A 16,533-nucleotide genomic window follows, 5' to 3' on the forward strand; every position below is an offset into this window, starting at 1 on the left:
ACCGCTCCTCCTCAGCGCCGCCCGGCGACCTGCGCCGGATCGGCCAGCCCGCGCACCGCGCGGGTCAGGGCGGCGAGGTCGTGGCGCAGTTCGGCCACCGCCTCCTGCCGGCCGGCGGCCACCTCTTCCAGCAGGCGCAGCAGCTGCACGTCGATCGACCGCAGGCGCATCCGGCTTTCGGCATCGGGCATCGCGGTATCCATCTGGCCCTCGGCGCGCGGGCGCAGATAGCCCGCGATGATCGTCAGCCCCTCGACGGTGGCGGCCTGCCCCTCGGCCATCGCCGCCTGCCCGCCCGCGATGCGGTCCTGCCCCTCGGCAAGACGGGTCATCACCTCTTCCAGCCGCTCATCCAGGGCCGCGCCCGCCTCGACCCGCGCGCCGATCCGCTCCATCGCGCCCGCCAGCCGCTCCAGCCGCTCGTCCAGCGCGAGCCGCCCCGTCTCGCCCTGCGCGATCAGGCCCTGCAGCATCTCCATCTGTTCGGCCAGATGCCCGACGGCGGCGGTCAGCACGCCATGATCGCCACCCTCGCCCTCGGCCCCGGCAAAGCTGAGCCGGGTGATCGAGGACAGCCATTCCTCCAGCTCGCGGTAAAAGCGGTTCTGGCCGTGGCTGGCGAACAGTTCCAGCAGCCCCACGACCAGCGACCCGGCCAGACCCAGCAGCGACGACGAGAAGGCCGTGCCCATGCCGCCGAGCTGGGCTTCCAGCCCGCTCATCAGCCGGTCGAAGACCGACATCGCATCCTCGCCCGGCGCGGGGGCCAGCGCGCGGATCGTGTCGACGACCGCGGGCACCGTGGTCGCCAGGCCGTAGAAGGTGCCGAGCAGGCCGAGGAAGATCAGCAGGTTCGACAGATAGCGGGTGATGTCGCGGCCTTCCTCGATCCGGTCCTCGACCGATTCCAGCATCGAGCGCGCCGACGAGGTGGTGATCTGGCCGCGCGATCCGCGGGCGCGCAGCAACGCGGCGAGCGGCGCCAGCAGCCGCGGCGGCACCGTCGCCTCGTGCCCCGGCCGCCCGGCGGCGAAGCCCTCGATCCAGCTGACCGACTGCGCCAGCACCGCCACCTGCCAGAAGCAGGTGACGACGCCCAGCAGAAACACCCCGATGATGACCCCGTTCAGCCAGGGGTTGGAAAAGAAGATCGAGACGATGGAGCCATAGGCGAGATAGGCCCCCGCCCCCACCAGCAGCGTCACGATCAGCATCAGCACGGCCTGCCGCACCGGCTGCGAGAAATAGGGGGTCGGCTCCTTCAGGATGCGGTCCTTGAGGCCCGACCCCGAGGCCATGCGGTCATGTTGGGGTTCGGGCATGGTGACCTCGCATTCCGTTCGGTTGCGACACTATTGCAGCGCGGCATGACCTGCCAACCCGCAAAGGCGCCGCCGCACCGGATGCCGCATCACCGTTGCGAAAGCGCCCGGACCCGGTCCGCCAGCCAGTCGAGATCGGGATCGGGCAGGCCCATCTGCGCCAGATGCGCCGCGGTGTTCCACAGGTAGTCGGCATTCGGCCCGCGCCCGCCCGCCGCCCGGGCGATGATCGCCGCCTGATCCTCCAGCGCCAGCCCGCCGCAATACTGCACATGGTCGCGGTCGATGACATAGCACAGCGCCTCGACCTGCCGCCCGTCGTCCAGTGCCAGCGGCAGCGTCCGTTCCAGATAGGCGGAACTCACCAGTTCGCGTTCGCGCAATTCGGCCAGCGTCTGCACCTCGGCCCCCGGCGCGACGCGCAGGGCGACGCCGCGGCACATGGCCCCCGGCGCCCGGTCCAGCGCCAGCACCAGCCCCGGCGCCTCGGCCGTGCCGCGGTGATGGATCGACCGCATGCAGAAGCTGCGGTGCCAGCCGTCCAGCCGCGCGGCCACGGTTTCGGCCACCGGAAAGCCGGGGTTCCAGATCAGCGAACCGTAGCCGAAGACCCACATCCCGTCGTCGCCATCCGCGCCCTGCACTGGCCTAACCCCTCGCTGCAGCCTAAGACCCTCGACTAGCACCCGATGCGAGGATTGACCATGATGCGCGCCCTGATCTGGCTGACCGTCCTTCTGGCCGGGCTTTACGCCGGCTACTGGTATGTCGGCTCGCGCGCGGCGCTGCGCGGGGCCGAAACCGCGCTGGCCGCGGCCGAGGCGCGGGGGATAACCGATCCGGCCGAGGTCGGCATCGCGGGTTTCCCCTCGCGCTTCGACCTGACGGTCGAGCCGTTCCGGCTGCGCCAGCCGCCCTTCGACTGGCAGGCGGATTTCCTGCAGGTCTTCGCCCTGTCCTGGCGGCCGCATCACCTGATCGCGGTCTGGCCCGATGCGCAGCGGCTGACGGTCGCGGGCCGGCCGATGGACCTGACGGTAGAAGACATGCGCGGCTCGGCGGTGGTGGCGCCGACCGACGATCTGGCGCTGGACCGGGCGACCGTGGTGATCGAGGCGCCGGAACTGGCCGCGGCCGGCGGGCAGGGCTTCGCCGCCCGGCAGATCCGGCTTGCGGTCGGGGCCGAGGATGCGGCGCGGCAGACCCTGCGGCTGGGTCTGGAGGCGCTGGACATCGTGCCGGCGACCGGCAGCCGGGCGGTGGCCGATCCCGGCGGCGCCCTGCCCGACAGCATCGACTGGCTGCGCCTCGACGCGACGCTGGGACTGGACGCGCCGCTGGACCGGCAGGCGCTGGCGCGGCCGCCGCGGCCTGAAAGCCTCGACATCCGCGACCTGTCGCTGCGGTGGGGGGCGCTGTCCCTGACCGCCTCGGGCCGGCTCGGCATCGACCGCGACGGCCGGCTGACCGGGCAGATCGACCTCGAGGCCGCGCGCTGGCGCGAGGTGCTGGGCCTTGCCGTGGCCGCGGGTCTGGTGCGGGCGGAACTGGCGCCCACCTATGGCGCGGCGCTGACGGCGCTGGCCAATGCGGCGGGCGGACCCGACGACACCCTCCGGGTGCCGCTTATCTTTGCCGGCGGATGGGCGACGCTGGGGCCGCTGCCGCTCGGCCGGGCGCCGCGGCTGCGCTAGGGCCGGCGCGCCGGGCTCAGCGCGGAGCCGGGTCGAGGCTCGCGAACCAGTCGGCGAGATCGGCGATCTGGTCGTCGTTCAGCCCCTGCGCCGCCTGACGCATCAGGCCCGCGCGCGGCCCGCCGCCCCGCCAGCCGTCGCGCCACAGCCGCAGCTGGCTTTCCAGATAGTCCGGCGACTGGCCCGCAATCCGGGGCACGCCCGGCGGCGGCGCGGGCAGGCCTTCGGGCACCGGCCCGTGGCAGGCGACGCAGGCGGGCACCTCGGGGTTGCCCGTCTCGGCCCGGGCCAGCGCCGCGCCACGGTCCGCGCCCGGGCCGGGTTCCGCCGCCGCCCCCACGGGCGGCACCGCGGCAAAGCGCGCCAGTACCGCGGGCAGCACCTCCTCCGGCACGACCGACAGCGCCTGCTGCATGATCCCGCTCGGCCGCCGGCCGGAGCGATAGTCCTCCACCGCCCGCGCCAGATAGTCGGCGCCGAGGATGTCGAGCCGGGGGATCGCCGCGTTGCCAGGCCGGCCCTCGGTGCCGTGGCAGCTGGCGCAATAGGCGAAGGCCGCCTCTTCGGCGGTCTCGGGCGGCGGACCGGGCCGGGCGGTCAGCGCCGCGTAGTCGGCCTCGGTCATCCCCGGCACCCGGTCGAGGAAGGCCACCACCGCCCAGACCTCGTCCGCGCGCTCGGCGGGCCAGCCGGGCATGCCGCTCATCTTCACGCCCTCGTGGACGATCCAGTGCAGCTGCGGCGGCTCCCAATGCGCGACCGCGCGGGCGACCGGCGGCGGGACGGGCACCATCCGTTCGATGGTCGCGCTGGCCTCGGCACCGGGGGCGGCGTGGCACATGCGGCAGGCGGTGTCGTAATGCCGCGCGCCCAGTTCCGCCATGTCCCCGGTCAGGGGCGGCGCATCCGCCGCCTTGGGCGCGCGCAGCCGGACCGAGTTGCGGAAGGTGGTGTGCAGCACCCAGTTTGTGGCCTGCCAGTGCCCCGACCGGGCCGAGGTATTGTAGAGCCCGAAGAACACCACCGCCGCGCCGACAAGGCCCGCCAGCACCGCGATGGCAACGAGGGTGCGCAGAAGACGGGTCATGCCACCTCCTCCGCCGGGTCGCGCAGCGCCCGCGCCGCCAGCACCAGCCCGCCCAGCAGATAGGCAGGCGTGGCGATCCCCAGCATCATCATGCCGCCCACCTGCTGCGCCGGCAGGTCGGGCGGGGTGCCGCACCATTGCGCATAGACATCCGCCCCCGCCAGCACCAGGAGCGCGCCGAGCAGCGTCATGTGCATCGAGGTCAGCAGCAGGGCCCCCGCCCCCGCCAGCGGCGGCGCGGTCAGCGCCCCGGCCCAGACCAGAAGCCCGCCCGCCAAGAACAGCGCCTGTTCCAGCAGGAAGGGCGCCACCGCGCCGCGCGCGGCGGCATGCAGCTGCGGCAGGTGCCAGCCCCAGACGATCAGGAATTCGGTAATCGCCCCGGCCAGGACCGGCACCGCCATCGCCCGGAACAGGCCCGGCGCCGCCAGCACCAGCGCCGGCGCCGCCAGCGCCACGAGGATCATGTGCCGGGCCATATGCGCGGGGAAGGCGTCGATCAGCGCCTCCCACGGCACAGCCCAGGCCGCGGCCAGGGCCAGCGCCGCGACCCCGCCCGCCGCCGCCCGGCGCGGGGATGCTGTCCGCGCGCCCGTCATCGGCAGGTCCCGGCGAACAGCGCGGGCAGCGCGGTATAGACCGTGCCGATGAAGGACGGCACCGTCAGCAGGAAGGCCGCCTGTCCCAGAAACTCGTGCCGGCGCTCGCCGCTGCGGTCATGCGACTCGTCCCGGTCGAAGAAGTCCCACTGCCGCCAGGCCAGCCAGGCCAGCCACAGGATGCCGGCCAGCGCCGGCAGGGTGACGCCGGCGATGGCCCATCGCAGCGGCGCGATCGCGGCGGGAAACTTGGCGCAGACGACGGCGGCGGCGCCGTAGGACAGCACGAAATGCGCCGCCCAGATCAGCGGGCCGAAGGTCAGCTTGATCAGGCTCGCCTCTTCCTCGGCGAATTCCTGTTCCTGTTCCAGGGTGGGATCGTCGATCATCGCGGCCTCCTCACATCACCCGGGGCACGACGGCGAGCGTGGCCACCGTCACCAGCATCGTCAGCGCCAGGAAGTGCCAGTAGAGCGACACGTTCCACATCGGCGCATCGTGGCGCGGGGTGATCCGGCCGAAGGTCAGCCCGGCCAGGCAATAGCCCTGCATCACCAGCCCCAGCCCCAGATGCGCACCGGCCCAGACCACCAGCACCCACATCGAGGCCGGATAGACATGGGTCACCGGGTCCAGCCCCGGCAGCCGCAGCGCGTAGAACAGCGCCGCGCCCGCCGCCATCGTCGCCGGCAGCGCGGCGGCCAGCGCCAGCCGCGCCCCCCGCCGCCTGCGCCGGTTCAGCCCCCGCGCCACCAGCGTCAGCCCCCAGGACAGCAGCGCCGCCGCCAGCGCCGCGCCCGCCAGCCACGGGTCGGCATGATCCGATCCCGGCGGCGGATAGTCGCTGCGCGCTGTCCAGTAGAAGAACACCCCGAAGACGAGGCTGGCGAAGGCGGTGGAATCCCCCAGCATGGTGATCCACATCGCCCACCAGCCGACGGAGCCCGAACCCGAGACATAGACGGGCAGCTTCAGCCCCAGCCCGGCATCCACCGTCTCGCGTTCCGGGATGCGGGCGGTCGCGGTCCACAGCCAGTAGAGGACCGTCATCGCGGCCAGCACGCCGCAGATCAGCGCGGGCGCATACATCTTGAAGGTCGGCAGGATGAAGGTGCCGCCGGTGAACAGCGCGGCCAGCATCGTCACCCAGGTGGGCCCCGACAGCCGCAGCACCTGCAAGGGCCGCGCGTCGATGACCGAGGTGATGATCGTCTCGCGCTGCCCTGCCTCGGCATCGGGCAGGTAGTAGCGGCCCGCATCCATCCGTTCGAGGATGCGCTCCTGCTGCCACAGCGGATAGCGGGTGTGGATATAGGGGATCGACCGCACGCCCCAGGTCTCGCCCTCGGGGCTCTGGCTCCATTCCAGCGTGCCCGCGTCATAGGGGTTGCGCGGGGTGCGGCGGCTGCCCTTCGGGCGCAGCAGGTCCCACAGGAACACCGCGAAGCCCGCCGCGATGACGAAGGAGGCGACGGTCGAGACCAGGTTGAGCCAGTTCAGCCCCAGATCGCCCGGATAGGTGAAGACCCGGCGCGGCATGCCCTTCAGTCCGGTCAGGTGCATCGGCAGGAAGGCCAGGTTGAAGCCCGCGAAGATCAGCCAGAAGGCCCAGCGTCCCAGCCGGTTCGACAGTTCCTTGCCGGTGATGACCGGGAAGAAGTAATAGACCCCGCCGATCACCGGAAACACCATGCCGCCGAACAGCGTGTAGTGCAGATGGGCGACGATGAAATAGGTGTCGTGCACCTGCCAGTCGAAGGGCGCGATGGCGACCATCACCCCGGTCAGCCCGCCCGCGGTAAAGATCGCCAGCGCCCCCGCGATCCACAGCATCGGCAGGCTCATCTTCACCCGGCCCGCCATCAGCGTGGCCACGAAGGCGAAAAGCTGCACCCCCGTCGGGATCACCACCGCCTCGGACGCGGCCGAGAAGAAGCCCAGCGACAGCGTCGGCAGCCCCGTGGTGAACATGTGATGCACCCACAGCCCGAAGCTGAGGAAGCCCGTCCCCACCGCGGACAGCACGATCCAGGAATAGCCGAGGATCGGCCGGCGGGCGGCGGTGGGCACGATCATCGCCGCCAGCGCGATCGAGGGCAGGAAGACGATATAGACCTCGGGGTGGCCGAAGATCCAGAACAGGTGCTGCCACAGCACCGGGTCGCCGCCCCGCGCGGCGTCGAAGAACGGCCAGTCGAGGCTGCGTTCCAGTTCGAACAGCAGGTCGCCCGCGATCAGCGGCGGGAAGGCGAAGAGGATCATGCCCCCCACCACCAGCACATACCAGGCGTAGAGCGGCATCAGGTTGACCCGCATCCCCGGCGGCCGGCATTTCAGCACGCCGACGATCAGTTCCACCGCCGCGGCGATCGAGGCCACCTCGATGAAGGACAGCCCCAGCAGCCAGATGTCCGAGCCGATGCCCTCGTCCTCGGTGGCAAGGGGCGGGTACATGAACCAGCCGGACCGGGGCGCCACGTCGAACAGCACCGAACCCATGACGAAGATGCCGCCGATCAGGAAGCACCAGTAGCCATAGGCCGACAGCCGCGGAAACGGCAGGTCGCGCGCCCCCAGCAGCGCCGGCAGGATCAGGATCGACACCGCCTCGAAGATCGGCACCGCGAAGAGGAACATCATCGCCGACCCGTGCAGCGTGAAGAACTGGTTGAACCGGTCCGCCGACAACAGGTCGTTGCCCGGCACCGCCAGCTGCAGCCGCATCAGCAGCGCCAGCACGCCTGCGCAGAGCATGAAGAAAAAGGCAGTCAGGCAATACCAGCGCCCGACGCTGGTGTTGTTCACGTCAGAGAAATAGCGCCAGCCCTCCGGCGTCTTCCAGACCCGGCGCAGGCGATCCTCCTGCGCGCGGGCAACATCCCCGGGCACGGGTTCGGACAGCATCGCTTCGGTCGGCGGGAACGGCCCCTGGGGCGGCGGCGCATCGGTGCCGAAGCGGCCGTGGCCCCGGGTGGCGTCGCCCGTCGCTTCGCCTGTCGCGTCGGCGGTCATTCGAGGCCCTCCAGCCATGCGGCGAGCGTCGCGAGCTCGTCCTCGGTCAGGTGATCGTAGGCCGGCATCTCGGCCCCGGGCTTGGCCGCCTGCGGGTCGCGGATCCAGCCGGCCAGTGCCTCGGCCGTCATCGGCAGGATGCCCGAGGCGAGGCTGGTGCGGCTGCCCAGATGGGTCAGGTCCGGTCCCACGGCCCCCTGCGCCGGCGTGCCGCGCAGCGCATGGCAGGCGCCGCAACCCTCGCGGAAGAACAGGTCGCGCCCCGGACCTTCGGCCGCGCGGGCGGGGCCGGCCTCGGCGGCCAGCCAAGCGTCGAAGTCCGGCTCCTCCAGCGTCACGGCGTTCAGCGCCATCAGCGCATGCGACAGGCCGCAGAATTCAGTGCAGGCGCCGCGGAAGGTGCCCGCCTCGGTCGGGGCGAGCGTCATGCGGTTGGTGCGGCCGGGGATCATGTCCATCTTGCCGCCGAGCGCCGGAATCCAGAAGGCATGGATCACGTCGGCGCTGTCGAGCAGGATCTCGCTGCGCTGGCCCACCGGCAGCCGCAGCTCGTTGGCGGACACGACCGGCGCCTCGGCGCCCTCGGGCCAGTATTCGACCCGCCACCAGAACTGTTCGCCCACGATCCGCACCCGCAGCCCGTCGCCCGGGGCGCGCTGGTCGGGCATGATCGACAGGCCCCAGACCAGCAGCGCGGTGATGACGACCACGGGCAGGGCCACGCCGCCGCCGAGGATCACCGCCTCGGCCCGGCGGCGCGAGATGGCGCCGGTATAGCGCCGGGTGATGAAGTAGAAGAGGCCGTTCATGCCCAGCCACAGCACGATGGCCCCGACCAGCATCACCCGGAACAGCCGGTCGATCTGGCTGGCATCCTCGCCTGCGGGAACCAGGACGGATTGCGGGCCGTCGCAGGCCGACAGCAGCGCCGCGGCAAGGAACGCGCCAAGCAGCCTGCACCATGGCGCGGCCCGTCGTGGCCCTGCCTGCGGCCCGTCCTGCGGCATCCCGCATCCCCCGTTTTATCGTGGCGGACGGGCGCGCGATGCCCCGGCCCACCGCGCATCGGCGCCTGCGCCCTTTTCTTGCGAACCGCCGCGGCGGGATCGGGTTCCCGGAAAATCGCGCCGTGACCGGAATGCGTCACCTGTGGCCGCTGCGCACTAGCGCCCGCGCCCCGGCCAGTATATCCGTTGAACCGAGGCGGCCGGAGACGCCGCCCGAGAGGCAAGGGCAAGAGGTCGGGATGAATCGTTCCCTGGTGGCGCTGGCGGGCGCCCTGATGGTGTTCGCCGCGCCGGTATTGGCAGAGGAACGGGTCCTGCTCGGCATCGGGCGGATGTTCAGCAACGACCGGATCGGCGATGGCGACGACCGCTGGCGCACCGGCAGCTACCAGATCAGCGTGATCCGCGGCCCCTTCTGGGAAGGTCAGGCCCCGGGCCGGTTCGGCGCGCTGCTGGAATACCGCCTGCGGGGCGAGATCATCGCGCCGTCGGAACTGTCCACCCCGCCCGCGGGCGACCGGCGCTATGCGGGCGTGCTGACCTTCGGGCTGCACAGCCATGCGACGCTCGGGCCGGGCGAGATGCGGGCGGGGATCGACCTCGTGGCGGTCGGGCCGAAGACGCGGGTGTCGGCGGTGCATGACTGGCTGCACGAACAGGGATCCATGCCCTCGGTCAGCGTCGCCGACGACGAGATCGGCAACCGGCTGATCCCCACGCTTTCGGCCGAGATCGGGCGCGCCTTCGCGATGGGCGACAGCGCCGAGCTGCGCCCCTTCGTCGAAGGGCGGGCGGGGGACGAGACCTTCCTGCGCGTCGGCGCGGACCTGAGCTTCGGCGCGATCGAGACGGGGGCGCTGTGGGGGCGCGAGACCGCCACCGGCCAGCGCTATGTCGCGGTCGGCGGCCAGTCGCGCCCCGGCGCCAGCTTCGTTCTGGGCGGCGACGCGGCCTTCGTGGCCGACAGCCCCTATCTCGACGGGGACGGCGCCGATCCCGAGGCCGAGGACATGCGCTATCGCCTGCGGGCGGGGATGCAGCTGCGCAGCCAGTCCTTCGGCGTCTTCTACGGCGCGACCTGGCTGAGCGAGGAATTCGAGGGCCAGCCCGAGGGGCAGGTGCTGGGCTCGCTGCGGGTGCGGATGGATTTCTAGGACGGACGGGACGGCAGACGACAGACGGCAGCAAGACCGGGACCAACCGGCGGCACGGGACAGACAGCGGCGGGAGCAGCGGCATGCTGAAGGGATTGCGGGGCACCTTCGTCATCTCCTGGGGGCAAACGGAACTGGACGGCGTGCGCGGCGCCCCGCCCGGGGCGCTGATGCCCGGCGCCGAATGGCGCTGGACGGGCGAGGCGGTGCGAGTGGACGGCCCGGCGGGCCTGCTGGTGCTGCATGGCGCGGTCGGGGCGGCCGACCTGCATCGCCGGGCCGCGCGGGTGGCGCAGCGGCTGACCGGGCAGGCCGGGCGGCGCGGCTGGCCGCTGGCGGCGCTGCCGGGCCCCGGGGAGGCCGAGGTCGAGTCTGCGGCGGAGCCGGAACCCGACCTGCCGGATGCAAGCCTCGACCTGACGCAGAGCGACGGCGCCTTCACCGTGACCGACGGGCTGACCAGCTGGCGGATGTCGGTAATCGAGCCGAGAGGCAGCATCGGCGGCAGCTTTGGCGGTGCGGCGCGCGGCCCCATCTTCGGCCCGACCGGCCGCCAGGGCGAACGGCTGGTGGCGATGTCGGGCGCGATGCCGCCGCCGGGCACCGACCTCTGGGTGGTCGAGCGCAGCCTGCGGCTGGCCGCGCGCGACCGGACGGACGATGCCGACCGCGGCATGCTGTGCTTCACCCCCGGCACGCTGATCGACACGCCCTGCGGCCGGCGCCCGGTCGAGGCGATCCGGCCGGGCGAGATGGTGCTGACCCGCGACGACGGCCCCTGCCCCGTGGTCTGGACGGGCCAGCGGCGGATGAGCGGCGCGCGGCTGCACGCGATGCCGCGGATGCGCCCGGTGCGGATCCGCGCGGGGGCGGCAGGCTGCGGGATCCCCGACCGCGACCTCATCGTTTCGCCCCGGCACCGGATGCTGCTGACCGGCGCGCGGGCACAGGCGCTGTTCGGCAGTCCCGAGGTGCTGGTCGCGGCCGAGGACCTGATCGACGACCTTCACGTCCATGTCGATCACGGGCTGCGCGAGGTGACCTATGTGCACCTGCTGCTGGAGCGTCACCAGATCCTGCGGGCGAACGGGGTCGAGACCGAAAGTTTCCACCCCGACTTCTGCGACCCCGCGATGCTCGATCCCGGGCAGGCGGCGGACCTGGCCGGGCTGGTGGCGGGCGGCTACGGTCCCGCCGCGCGGCGCTGCCTCAGCCGGCCCGAGGCCGCCATCCTGTGCCACGCCGCCTGAGACGCCGGCCCGGACCGCCTGCCTGAGCCGCCGGCTGTTGACTCGCCCGCCCGCCTCTGTATAAGCGCGCCGTCCGGGCCGGATGTGCCCGGACTTTTCTTTGGTGTTGGCGGCCCCCGCGAGGGGATGCCTGTCGGCCCCCGGCTGATCCCGGTGGCAAAGGACAACGCCCTTCACGAACGAAAGCCGCCCCGCCGGGGTGCGCGATAACAACGAGACGAAGGAGATCAGCGGTGACCAAACGCACCTCTGCCAAGTACAAGATCGACCGCCGCATGGGCGAGAACATCTGGGGCCGGGCCAAATCCCCGGTCAACAAGCGCGAATACGGCCCCGGCCAGCACGGCCAGCGCCGCAAGAACAAGCTCAGCGACTTCGGCACGCAGCTGCGCGCCAAGCAGAAGCTGAAGGGCTATTACGGCGACCTGACCGAAAAGCAGTTCCGCAAGATCTTCGCCGAGGCCGAGCGCGTGCAGGGCGATACCGGCGAGATGCTGATCGGCCTGCTGGAGCGTCGTCTGGACGCGGTGGTCTACCGCGCCAAGTTCGTGCCGACGATCTTCGCCGCCCGCCAGTTCGTGAACCACGGCCATGTCACCGTGAACGGCAAGCGCGTGAACATCGCCTCCTACCGCGTGAAGGAGGGCGACGTGGTCGCCGTCCGCGACCGGTCCAAGCAGCTGGCGATCGTGCTGGAAGCCGTGGGCCTGGCCGAGCGTGACGTGCCGGACTACCTGGAAGTCGACCATTCCAAGATGACCGCGACCTTCGTTCGCGCCCCGGGCCTGTCGGACGTGCCCTACCCGGTGCACATGGAACCGAACCTCGTCGTCGAATACTACGCCAAGAACTGATCCGGCCGCGGCGCGACTGCGCCGCCGGACACCGGTTGCCGAAGGCCGCGGAGATGCTCCGCGGCCTTTTTGCATCCCTGCCGGTCCGGCCGTGCCCCAGGCGGCACATGCCGCTGGCAATGCTGCGGGGGCGCCGGTAGAAGGGCCGGAGTTTCGGAGTCGTTCCATGTCTGATCCCATCCGTCCGCAGCCCGGCATCCTCGACATCGCGCTTTACGAGGGTGGGGCGGCGCATGTCGCGGGCATGTCCGACGCCGTGAAGCTGTCCTCGAACGAAAATCCCTTCGGCCCGTCGGAACGCGCCAAAGAGGCGTTCCAGCGCGCCGTGCACAAGTTGCACCGCTATCCCAGCAGCGACCACACGGCGCTGCGGCAGGCCATCGGCGAGGTGCACGGGCTCGATTCGACCCGGATCATCTGCGGCGTCGGCTCGGACGAGATCCTGCACCTGCTGTGCCAGTGCTATGCCGGGCCGGGCGACGAGGTGGTGTTCACCGAACACGGCTTCCTGATGTACCGCATCTCGACCCTCGCCAGCGGCGCGACCCCGGTCGAGGTGCGCGAACGCGAGCGGGTCACGGATGTGGACGCGCTGCTGGCCGCCTGCACGCCGCGGACGCGGCTGGTCTTCATCGCCAACCCGAACAACCCGACCGGCACGATGATCGGTCTGGCAGAGATCGAGCGTCTGGCCGACGGGCTGCCGCCGCAGGCCATCCTGGTGCTGGACGGGGCCTATGCCGAATATGTGGCGGGCTACGATGGCGGCGCCTGGCTGGCCACGACCCGGCCCAACGTCTTCATGACGCGGACCTTTTCCAAGATCTACGGTCTGGGCGGGCTGCGGGTTGGCTGGGGCTATGGCCCCAAGGCGATCATCGACGTGCTGAACCGGGTGCGGGGGCCGTTCAACCTGTCCACCGCGCAGCTGGACGCCGCCGAGGCCGCGGTGCGCGATCAGGACTGGGTGGACCGCTGCCGCGCCGACAACACCCGCCTGCGCAGCTGGCTGGCCGAGGCGCTGATGGAACGGGGCGTGCCCTCGGACACCTCGACCGCCAATTTCATCCTCGCCCGCTTTGCCGACGAGGCCGAGGCGGTGGCCTGCGACGCCTTCCTGCAAAGCCACGGGCTGATCGTGCGGCGGGTCGCGGGCTACAAGCTGCCCAACTGCCTGCGGATCACGGTGGGCGACGAATCCGCCTGCCGCCGGGTCGCCCATGCCATCGGCCAGTTCAAGGCCGCCAAGACCCCCGCCGCCGCCGCGCCCGAGGGCGGCGGCGCATGACCGATGGCGAGGACAGCCGGCCGGTCTTTGGCCGGGTCGCGCTGATCGGGCTGGGGCTGATCGCCTCGTCCATGGGCCATGCGATGAAGGCGCAGGGTCTGGCGGGCGAGATCGTGGGCCATGCGCAATCCGAGGCCAGCCGGGCCGCGGCGCTGGAAATCGGCTTCGTCGACCGCGTCGCGGCCACCGCGGCCGAGGCGGTGGCGGGCGCCGATCTGGTGGTGCTGGCGGTGCCGGTGGGCGCCATGGGCGCGGTGGCGGCGGAAATCGCGCCGCATCTGGCCCAAGGCGCCACGGTGACCGATGTAGGCTCCGTCAAGCAGGCGGTGATCGAGGCGGTCGCCCCCCACCTGCCCGCCGGCGTTCATTTCGTGCCCAGCCATCCGCTGGCGGGGACCGAGCAATCCGGCCCCCGGTCCGGCTTTGCCACGCTGTTCGTCAACCGCTGGTGGCTGCTCTGCCCGGCCGAGGATGCGGCGCCCGAGGCGGTCGCCCGGCTGCGCCGGCTGTACGAGGGCATGGGCGCCAATGTCGACACGATGGAACCCGCGCATCACGATCTGGTGCTGGCGGTGGTGTCGCACACGCCGCACCTGATCGCCTACACGATGGTGGGCGTGGCCGATCACCTGCGCCGAGTCTCGCAGCAGGAGGTCATCAAGTATTCCGCCTCGGGCTTCCGCGACTTCACCCGGATCGCCGCCTCGGACCCGGTGATGTGGCGCGACGTGTTCCTGACCAACAAGGAGGCGACGCTCGACATCCTCGGACGCTTCACCGAGGAGCTGTTCATGCTGCAGCGGGCGATCCGCATGGGCGACGGGCAGCAGCTGCACGACTATTTCAGCCGCACCCGGGCCATCCGCCGCGGCATCATCGAGGCGGGGCAGGACACGGCCGCCCCGGACTTTGGCCGGTCGAAGCCGGCGACATGACGGGCGGGCGGCTGACCCTGGCCGCGGGCCTTGCGGGGATGCTGCGCCTGACGCTGGCGGGGCTGGTCGTGGCGGTCCCGGGGCCGCAGGGGCTGCTGGCGCAAGAGGCGCTCTCCGCTCCGCCGCCGCCCCGGCCGGACGATCTGGCCGCCATCCCTGACAGTCCCCCGGCCGCCGCCGCAGTTGCCGCCGCACCGCGCCGGCCGAAGCCGCGCCCCGGCTCCACCGCCACCGAGGTGACCGCGGCGAATGCCGCCTTGGGCCTGCCGGGGCTGCGGCCCCGGCCGCGCCCGCCACAGGCCCAGCGGGTGCCCGTGGTGCAGGTCGCCGCTGCCACCCTGCCCCCGGCGGCCAGCCTGCCGCGCCCCCTGCCCCGCCCCGAGAACCTGCAGCGCCTGTCCGCCGCCGCGACGATGCGGGTGCAGCCGGTGCCCGAGGCGATCACCGGGCGCGCGGGCTCCGTCTGCGGGCGCGACAGCCTGCGCGGCACGCCGATTCCGCCGATCCGCGAACGCATCGCCGCCTGCGGCCTGACCGACGGGGTCGAGGTGACGCGCGTGGCCGGCCTGTCGCTGTCGCAGCCGATCCGCACCGACTGCACCACCGCCCGGGCGCTGGACGACTGGGTCGAGCGCGGGGTGAAGCCGGCGGTCGGCCGGTTGGGCGGCGGCGCGGTCCGGCTGCAGATCGCGGGCAGCTATGCCTGCCGGGCCCGCAACAACCAGCGGGGCGAGGTGATCTCGGAACACGGGCGCGGCAAGGCGGTGGACGTGGCCGGAATCGGCCTGGCCAACGGGGTGACGATCACCGTGCTGAAGGGCTGGAGCGACCGCCAGCACGGCAAGATCCTGAAATCGGCGCACAAGTCCGCCTGCGGGACCTTCGGCACGGTGCTGGGGCCGAATTCCGACAGCTTCCACCGCGACCACCTGCATCTGGACACGGTGAAGCGCAACAGCCCCTATTGCCGGTAGGGCGGGCGGGGCGGCCCTCGGAGGAGCGGGCGTGTTGCTCGGTCCGGTGTGATGGTACCGCCTCCCCGGCTCGAACGGGGGACCCCCAGATCCACAATCTGGTGCTCTAACCAACTGAGCTAAGGCGGCACTGGCGGGTCGTCTAAACCCTGCCGGACGGGATTGCAAGAGGCTGCCGCGGGGGGCGGGGCGCGAATGGCGCTTGCGGGGCGGGCGGCATCCGCGCTACCTGCCGGGAAGCCTTCGGGACGGGCCGGACACCGCATGCCGGCCCCTTCCGCGGCCGGCCAGAGGAGACCGCCATGAGCATCGACAAGGAAAGCGACATCGCCGCGAACCTGCAGATCGGCCCGACGACGCTGGGCATGGTGCGCATCTATGTCGAGGCCGAGGGTCTGGAACTGCCGCTGGATTTCGACCCGGACGAGGCCGAGGAGATCGCCGAGGAGCTGCGTGCCGCGGCCGAGGCCGCGCGCGGCATGGGCGGCCCTGCCCGACCCGGCGGCGGGCGCCGGCGCTGAGGGTCAGCCCGGCCCCATCAGGCCGGTGGCGGCCGGATCGCGCAGCCCCTGCAGGCGCAGCGCGGCATGGCGGGCGAATTTCTGCAGCATCGCCTTGCGCCGCACCCCGGGCAGCGGCGCCTCCGGCCCCAGCCGCAGGATTTCGGCGTCATAGGCATCGGCGATGATCAGCCCGGTGCCCTCGGGCAGAAGCTCGGTCGGAAACTCCGCGTCGACGGCCCAGAAGAACCGGTCGGCCCATTCCAGATAGCCCTGCCACTTGCGGTCCGCGGCATAGTCGGCCCGGCCCGACTTGCATTCGACGATCCAGATCTCGCCCTTCGGCCCCAGCCCCATCACATCGACCCGCAGCCCCGGCGCCGGCACCAGTTCGTGCACCGTGGCGAAGCCGTGGGACAGCAGGTGCCGGCTGACGCCGCGCGCCAGAAGCTGGCCGGGCATCGGCGCGAGTTCGGGCGAGGCCGCAGGGCGGCTGGCCGGATCCTCCGGCAGTGGCGACGGGAACAGGGGTCTGGGCATGACCGGATCATGAACCAAAAGTGAACATGAGACAAGCCCCGGCCCGCGCTCCGGGCAGGCGCCGCTTGCAGCCGACCGCCGCGATGCCTATGTTGGGTGACGGCGGTTTCTGCCCCTCTCGTGCGAGGCCCTTTTCCAGTGGCCGATAATCTTTTCCGAGGGAGCTGGCTCTGCCAAGGTCCTGGCCTTGGTACCTGGCGCCCACCTGGTAATCCAGGCTCTCGGGAATTGCTCGCCTCCACGGCTGCCGCGGATTCCGCCGCCTCCGCTCTGCCGCCGGCGTCTGAACCGGCCTCCGGAAACGACAAAGGGGCGGA

Annotated in this window: 16 protein-coding genes, 1 tRNA gene and 1 other RNA gene; 9 read left to right on the plus strand and 9 right to left on the minus strand. The window is 71.9% G+C overall.

Annotation, left to right across the window (positions count from 1 at the left end; all coding sequences use genetic code 11):
* Nucleotides 1-11: 11 nt before the first annotated feature.
* Nucleotides 12-1,322, minus strand: coding sequence for a biopolymer transporter ExbB (locus tag EEY80_RS13020; RefSeq protein ID WP_407920733.1), 1,311 nt, complete (start codon nucleotides 1,320-1,322; stop codon nucleotides 12-14).
* A gap of 89 nt (nucleotides 1,323-1,411) precedes the next feature.
* The gene (locus EEY80_RS13025; RefSeq protein ID WP_126977174.1) at nucleotides 1,412-1,939 is read right to left on the minus strand and encodes a gamma-glutamylcyclotransferase; all 528 of its coding nucleotides are present in this window, start codon (nucleotides 1,937-1,939) and stop codon (nucleotides 1,412-1,414) included.
* A gap of 87 nt (nucleotides 1,940-2,026) precedes the next feature.
* On the opposite strand from EEY80_RS13025, the gene EEY80_RS13030 reads away from it, so the two are divergent.
* The gene (locus EEY80_RS13030) at nucleotides 2,027-3,016 is read left to right on the plus strand and encodes a DUF2125 domain-containing protein (RefSeq protein ID WP_164738246.1); all 990 of its coding nucleotides are present in this window, start codon (nucleotides 2,027-2,029) and stop codon (nucleotides 3,014-3,016) included.
* A 16-nt stretch (nucleotides 3,017-3,032) separates the two neighbouring features.
* Here EEY80_RS13030 and EEY80_RS13035 read toward each other — a convergent pair whose 3' ends face one another.
* The 5 genes from EEY80_RS13035 to EEY80_RS13055 all read right to left on the minus strand — a co-directional run bounded on the left by EEY80_RS13035 (nucleotide 3,033) and on the right by EEY80_RS13055 (nucleotide 8,721).
* A complete protein-coding gene (locus tag EEY80_RS13035; RefSeq protein WP_126977017.1) occupies nucleotides 3,033-4,103 on the minus strand; it encodes a c-type cytochrome in 1,071 nt (356 codons plus the stop codon).
* A complete protein-coding gene (locus EEY80_RS13040) occupies nucleotides 4,100-4,702 on the minus strand; it encodes a cytochrome c oxidase assembly protein (RefSeq protein WP_126977019.1) in 603 nt (200 codons plus the stop codon). The genes EEY80_RS13035 and EEY80_RS13040 overlap by 4 nt, the downstream gene beginning before the upstream one ends.
* On the minus strand, nucleotides 4,699-5,091 hold the full coding sequence (locus EEY80_RS13045) for a hypothetical protein (RefSeq protein ID WP_126977021.1): 393 nt from the start codon (nucleotides 5,089-5,091) through the stop codon (nucleotides 4,699-4,701). Before EEY80_RS13045 ends, EEY80_RS13040 begins: the two co-directional genes overlap by 4 nt.
* Before the next feature lie 10 nt (nucleotides 5,092-5,101).
* Nucleotides 5,102-7,606, minus strand: coding sequence for a cytochrome c oxidase subunit I (gene ctaD, locus EEY80_RS13050; RefSeq protein WP_235829843.1), 2,505 nt, complete (start codon nucleotides 7,604-7,606; stop codon nucleotides 5,102-5,104).
* Between the two features lie 104 nt (nucleotides 7,607-7,710).
* The gene (locus EEY80_RS13055; protein WP_126977025.1) at nucleotides 7,711-8,721 is read right to left on the minus strand and encodes a cytochrome c oxidase subunit II; all 1,011 of its coding nucleotides are present in this window, start codon (nucleotides 8,719-8,721) and stop codon (nucleotides 7,711-7,713) included.
* Nucleotides 8,722-8,960: 239 nt separating this feature from the next.
* Here EEY80_RS13055 and EEY80_RS13060 point away from each other — a divergent pair, with 239 nt between their 5' ends.
* The 6 genes from EEY80_RS13060 (at nucleotide 8,961) to EEY80_RS20490 (ending at nucleotide 15,176) form a co-directional block, all read left to right on the plus strand.
* On the plus strand, nucleotides 8,961-9,875 hold the full coding sequence (locus EEY80_RS13060) for a lipid A-modifier LpxR family protein (RefSeq protein ID WP_164738247.1): 915 nt from the start codon (nucleotides 8,961-8,963) through the stop codon (nucleotides 9,873-9,875).
* Nucleotides 9,876-9,958: 83 nt separating this feature from the next.
* Complete coding sequence (locus EEY80_RS13065) at nucleotides 9,959-11,125, plus strand: Hint domain-containing protein (RefSeq protein ID WP_126977029.1); 1,167 nt, start codon at nucleotides 9,959-9,961, stop codon at nucleotides 11,123-11,125.
* Nucleotides 11,126-11,358: 233 nt separating this feature from the next.
* Nucleotides 11,359-11,979: a 30S ribosomal protein S4 gene (gene rpsD, locus EEY80_RS13070; protein WP_126977031.1), complete on the plus strand. Its 621-nt coding sequence runs from the start codon at nucleotides 11,359-11,361 to the stop codon at nucleotides 11,977-11,979.
* Between the two features lie 166 nt (nucleotides 11,980-12,145).
* Nucleotides 12,146-13,267 carry a histidinol-phosphate transaminase gene (hisC, locus tag EEY80_RS13075; RefSeq protein WP_126977033.1) on the plus strand — a complete coding sequence of 374 codons (1,122 nt, stop codon included), beginning with the start codon at nucleotides 12,146-12,148 and terminating at the stop codon, nucleotides 13,265-13,267.
* A complete protein-coding gene (locus EEY80_RS13080; RefSeq protein WP_126977035.1) occupies nucleotides 13,264-14,202 on the plus strand; it encodes a prephenate/arogenate dehydrogenase family protein in 939 nt (312 codons plus the stop codon). Before hisC ends, EEY80_RS13080 begins: the two co-directional genes overlap by 4 nt.
* Complete coding sequence (locus EEY80_RS20490) at nucleotides 14,199-15,176, plus strand: extensin-like domain-containing protein (protein WP_235829838.1); 978 nt, start codon at nucleotides 14,199-14,201, stop codon at nucleotides 15,174-15,176. Before EEY80_RS13080 ends, EEY80_RS20490 begins: the two co-directional genes overlap by 4 nt.
* Nucleotides 15,177-15,228: 52 nt before the next feature.
* Here the strand turns inward: EEY80_RS20490 and EEY80_RS13090 are convergent.
* A tRNA-His gene (locus EEY80_RS13090) sits at nucleotides 15,229-15,305 on the minus strand.
* A gap of 173 nt (nucleotides 15,306-15,478) precedes the next feature.
* Here EEY80_RS13090 and EEY80_RS13095 point away from each other — a divergent pair.
* Nucleotides 15,479-15,697 (plus strand): DUF6324 family protein, encoded by a 219-nt coding sequence (locus EEY80_RS13095; protein ID WP_126977037.1) that lies wholly within the window; start codon nucleotides 15,479-15,481, stop codon nucleotides 15,695-15,697.
* 3 nt (nucleotides 15,698-15,700) lie between these two features.
* Here the strand turns inward: EEY80_RS13095 and EEY80_RS13100 are convergent, their stop codons facing one another.
* Entirely contained in the window at nucleotides 15,701-16,138 is a 438-nt protein-coding gene (locus EEY80_RS13100; RefSeq protein WP_126977178.1) for an MmcB family DNA repair protein, read from the minus strand.
* 181 nt (nucleotides 16,139-16,319) lie between these two features.
* Here EEY80_RS13100 and ssrS point away from each other — a divergent pair.
* A non-coding RNA gene (ssrS, locus tag EEY80_RS13105) (6S RNA) lies at nucleotides 16,320-16,476 on the plus strand.
* Nucleotides 16,477-16,533: the final 57 nt, after the last annotated feature.

Origin of the sequence: Frigidibacter oleivorans (assembly GCF_003993775.1) — a bacterium.
Taxonomy (GTDB): domain Bacteria; phylum Pseudomonadota; class Alphaproteobacteria; order Rhodobacterales; family Rhodobacteraceae; genus Frigidibacter; species Frigidibacter oleivorans.

Coding starts and splice junctions, on each gene's coding strand:
- EEY80_RS13080 (WP_126977035.1), top strand. CDS start 13,264: ATGACCGATGGCGAGGACAGCCGGCCGGTCTTTGGCCGGGTCGCGCTG.
- EEY80_RS13025 (WP_126977174.1), bottom strand. CDS start 1,939: ATGTGGGTCTTCGGCTACGGTTCGCTGATCTGGAACCCCGGCTTTCCG.
- EEY80_RS13035 (WP_126977017.1), bottom strand. CDS start 4,103: ATGACCCGTCTTCTGCGCACCCTCGTTGCCATCGCGGTGCTGGCGGGC.
- EEY80_RS13100 (WP_126977178.1), bottom strand. CDS start 16,138: ATGCCCGGCCAGCTTCTGGCGCGCGGCGTCAGCCGGCACCTGCTGTCC.
- hisC (WP_126977033.1), top strand. CDS start 12,146: ATGTCTGATCCCATCCGTCCGCAGCCCGGCATCCTCGACATCGCGCTT.
- EEY80_RS13060 (WP_164738247.1), top strand. CDS start 8,961: ATGAATCGTTCCCTGGTGGCGCTGGCGGGCGCCCTGATGGTGTTCGCC.
- EEY80_RS13040 (WP_126977019.1), bottom strand. CDS start 4,702: ATGACGGGCGCGCGGACAGCATCCCCGCGCCGGGCGGCGGCGGGCGGG.
- EEY80_RS13055 (WP_126977025.1), bottom strand. CDS start 8,721: ATGCCGCAGGACGGGCCGCAGGCAGGGCCACGACGGGCCGCGCCATGG.
- EEY80_RS13020 (WP_407920733.1), bottom strand. CDS start 1,322: ATGCCCGAACCCCAACATGACCGCATGGCCTCGGGGTCGGGCCTCAAG.
- ctaD (WP_235829843.1), bottom strand. CDS start 7,606: ATGCTGTCCGAACCCGTGCCCGGGGATGTTGCCCGCGCGCAGGAGGAT.
- EEY80_RS20490 (WP_235829838.1), top strand. CDS start 14,199: ATGACGGGCGGGCGGCTGACCCTGGCCGCGGGCCTTGCGGGGATGCTG.
- EEY80_RS13095 (WP_126977037.1), top strand. CDS start 15,479: ATGAGCATCGACAAGGAAAGCGACATCGCCGCGAACCTGCAGATCGGC.
- EEY80_RS13065 (WP_126977029.1), top strand. CDS start 9,959: ATGCTGAAGGGATTGCGGGGCACCTTCGTCATCTCCTGGGGGCAAACG.
- EEY80_RS13030 (WP_164738246.1), top strand. CDS start 2,027: ATGATGCGCGCCCTGATCTGGCTGACCGTCCTTCTGGCCGGGCTTTAC.
- EEY80_RS13045 (WP_126977021.1), bottom strand. CDS start 5,091: ATGATCGACGATCCCACCCTGGAACAGGAACAGGAATTCGCCGAGGAA.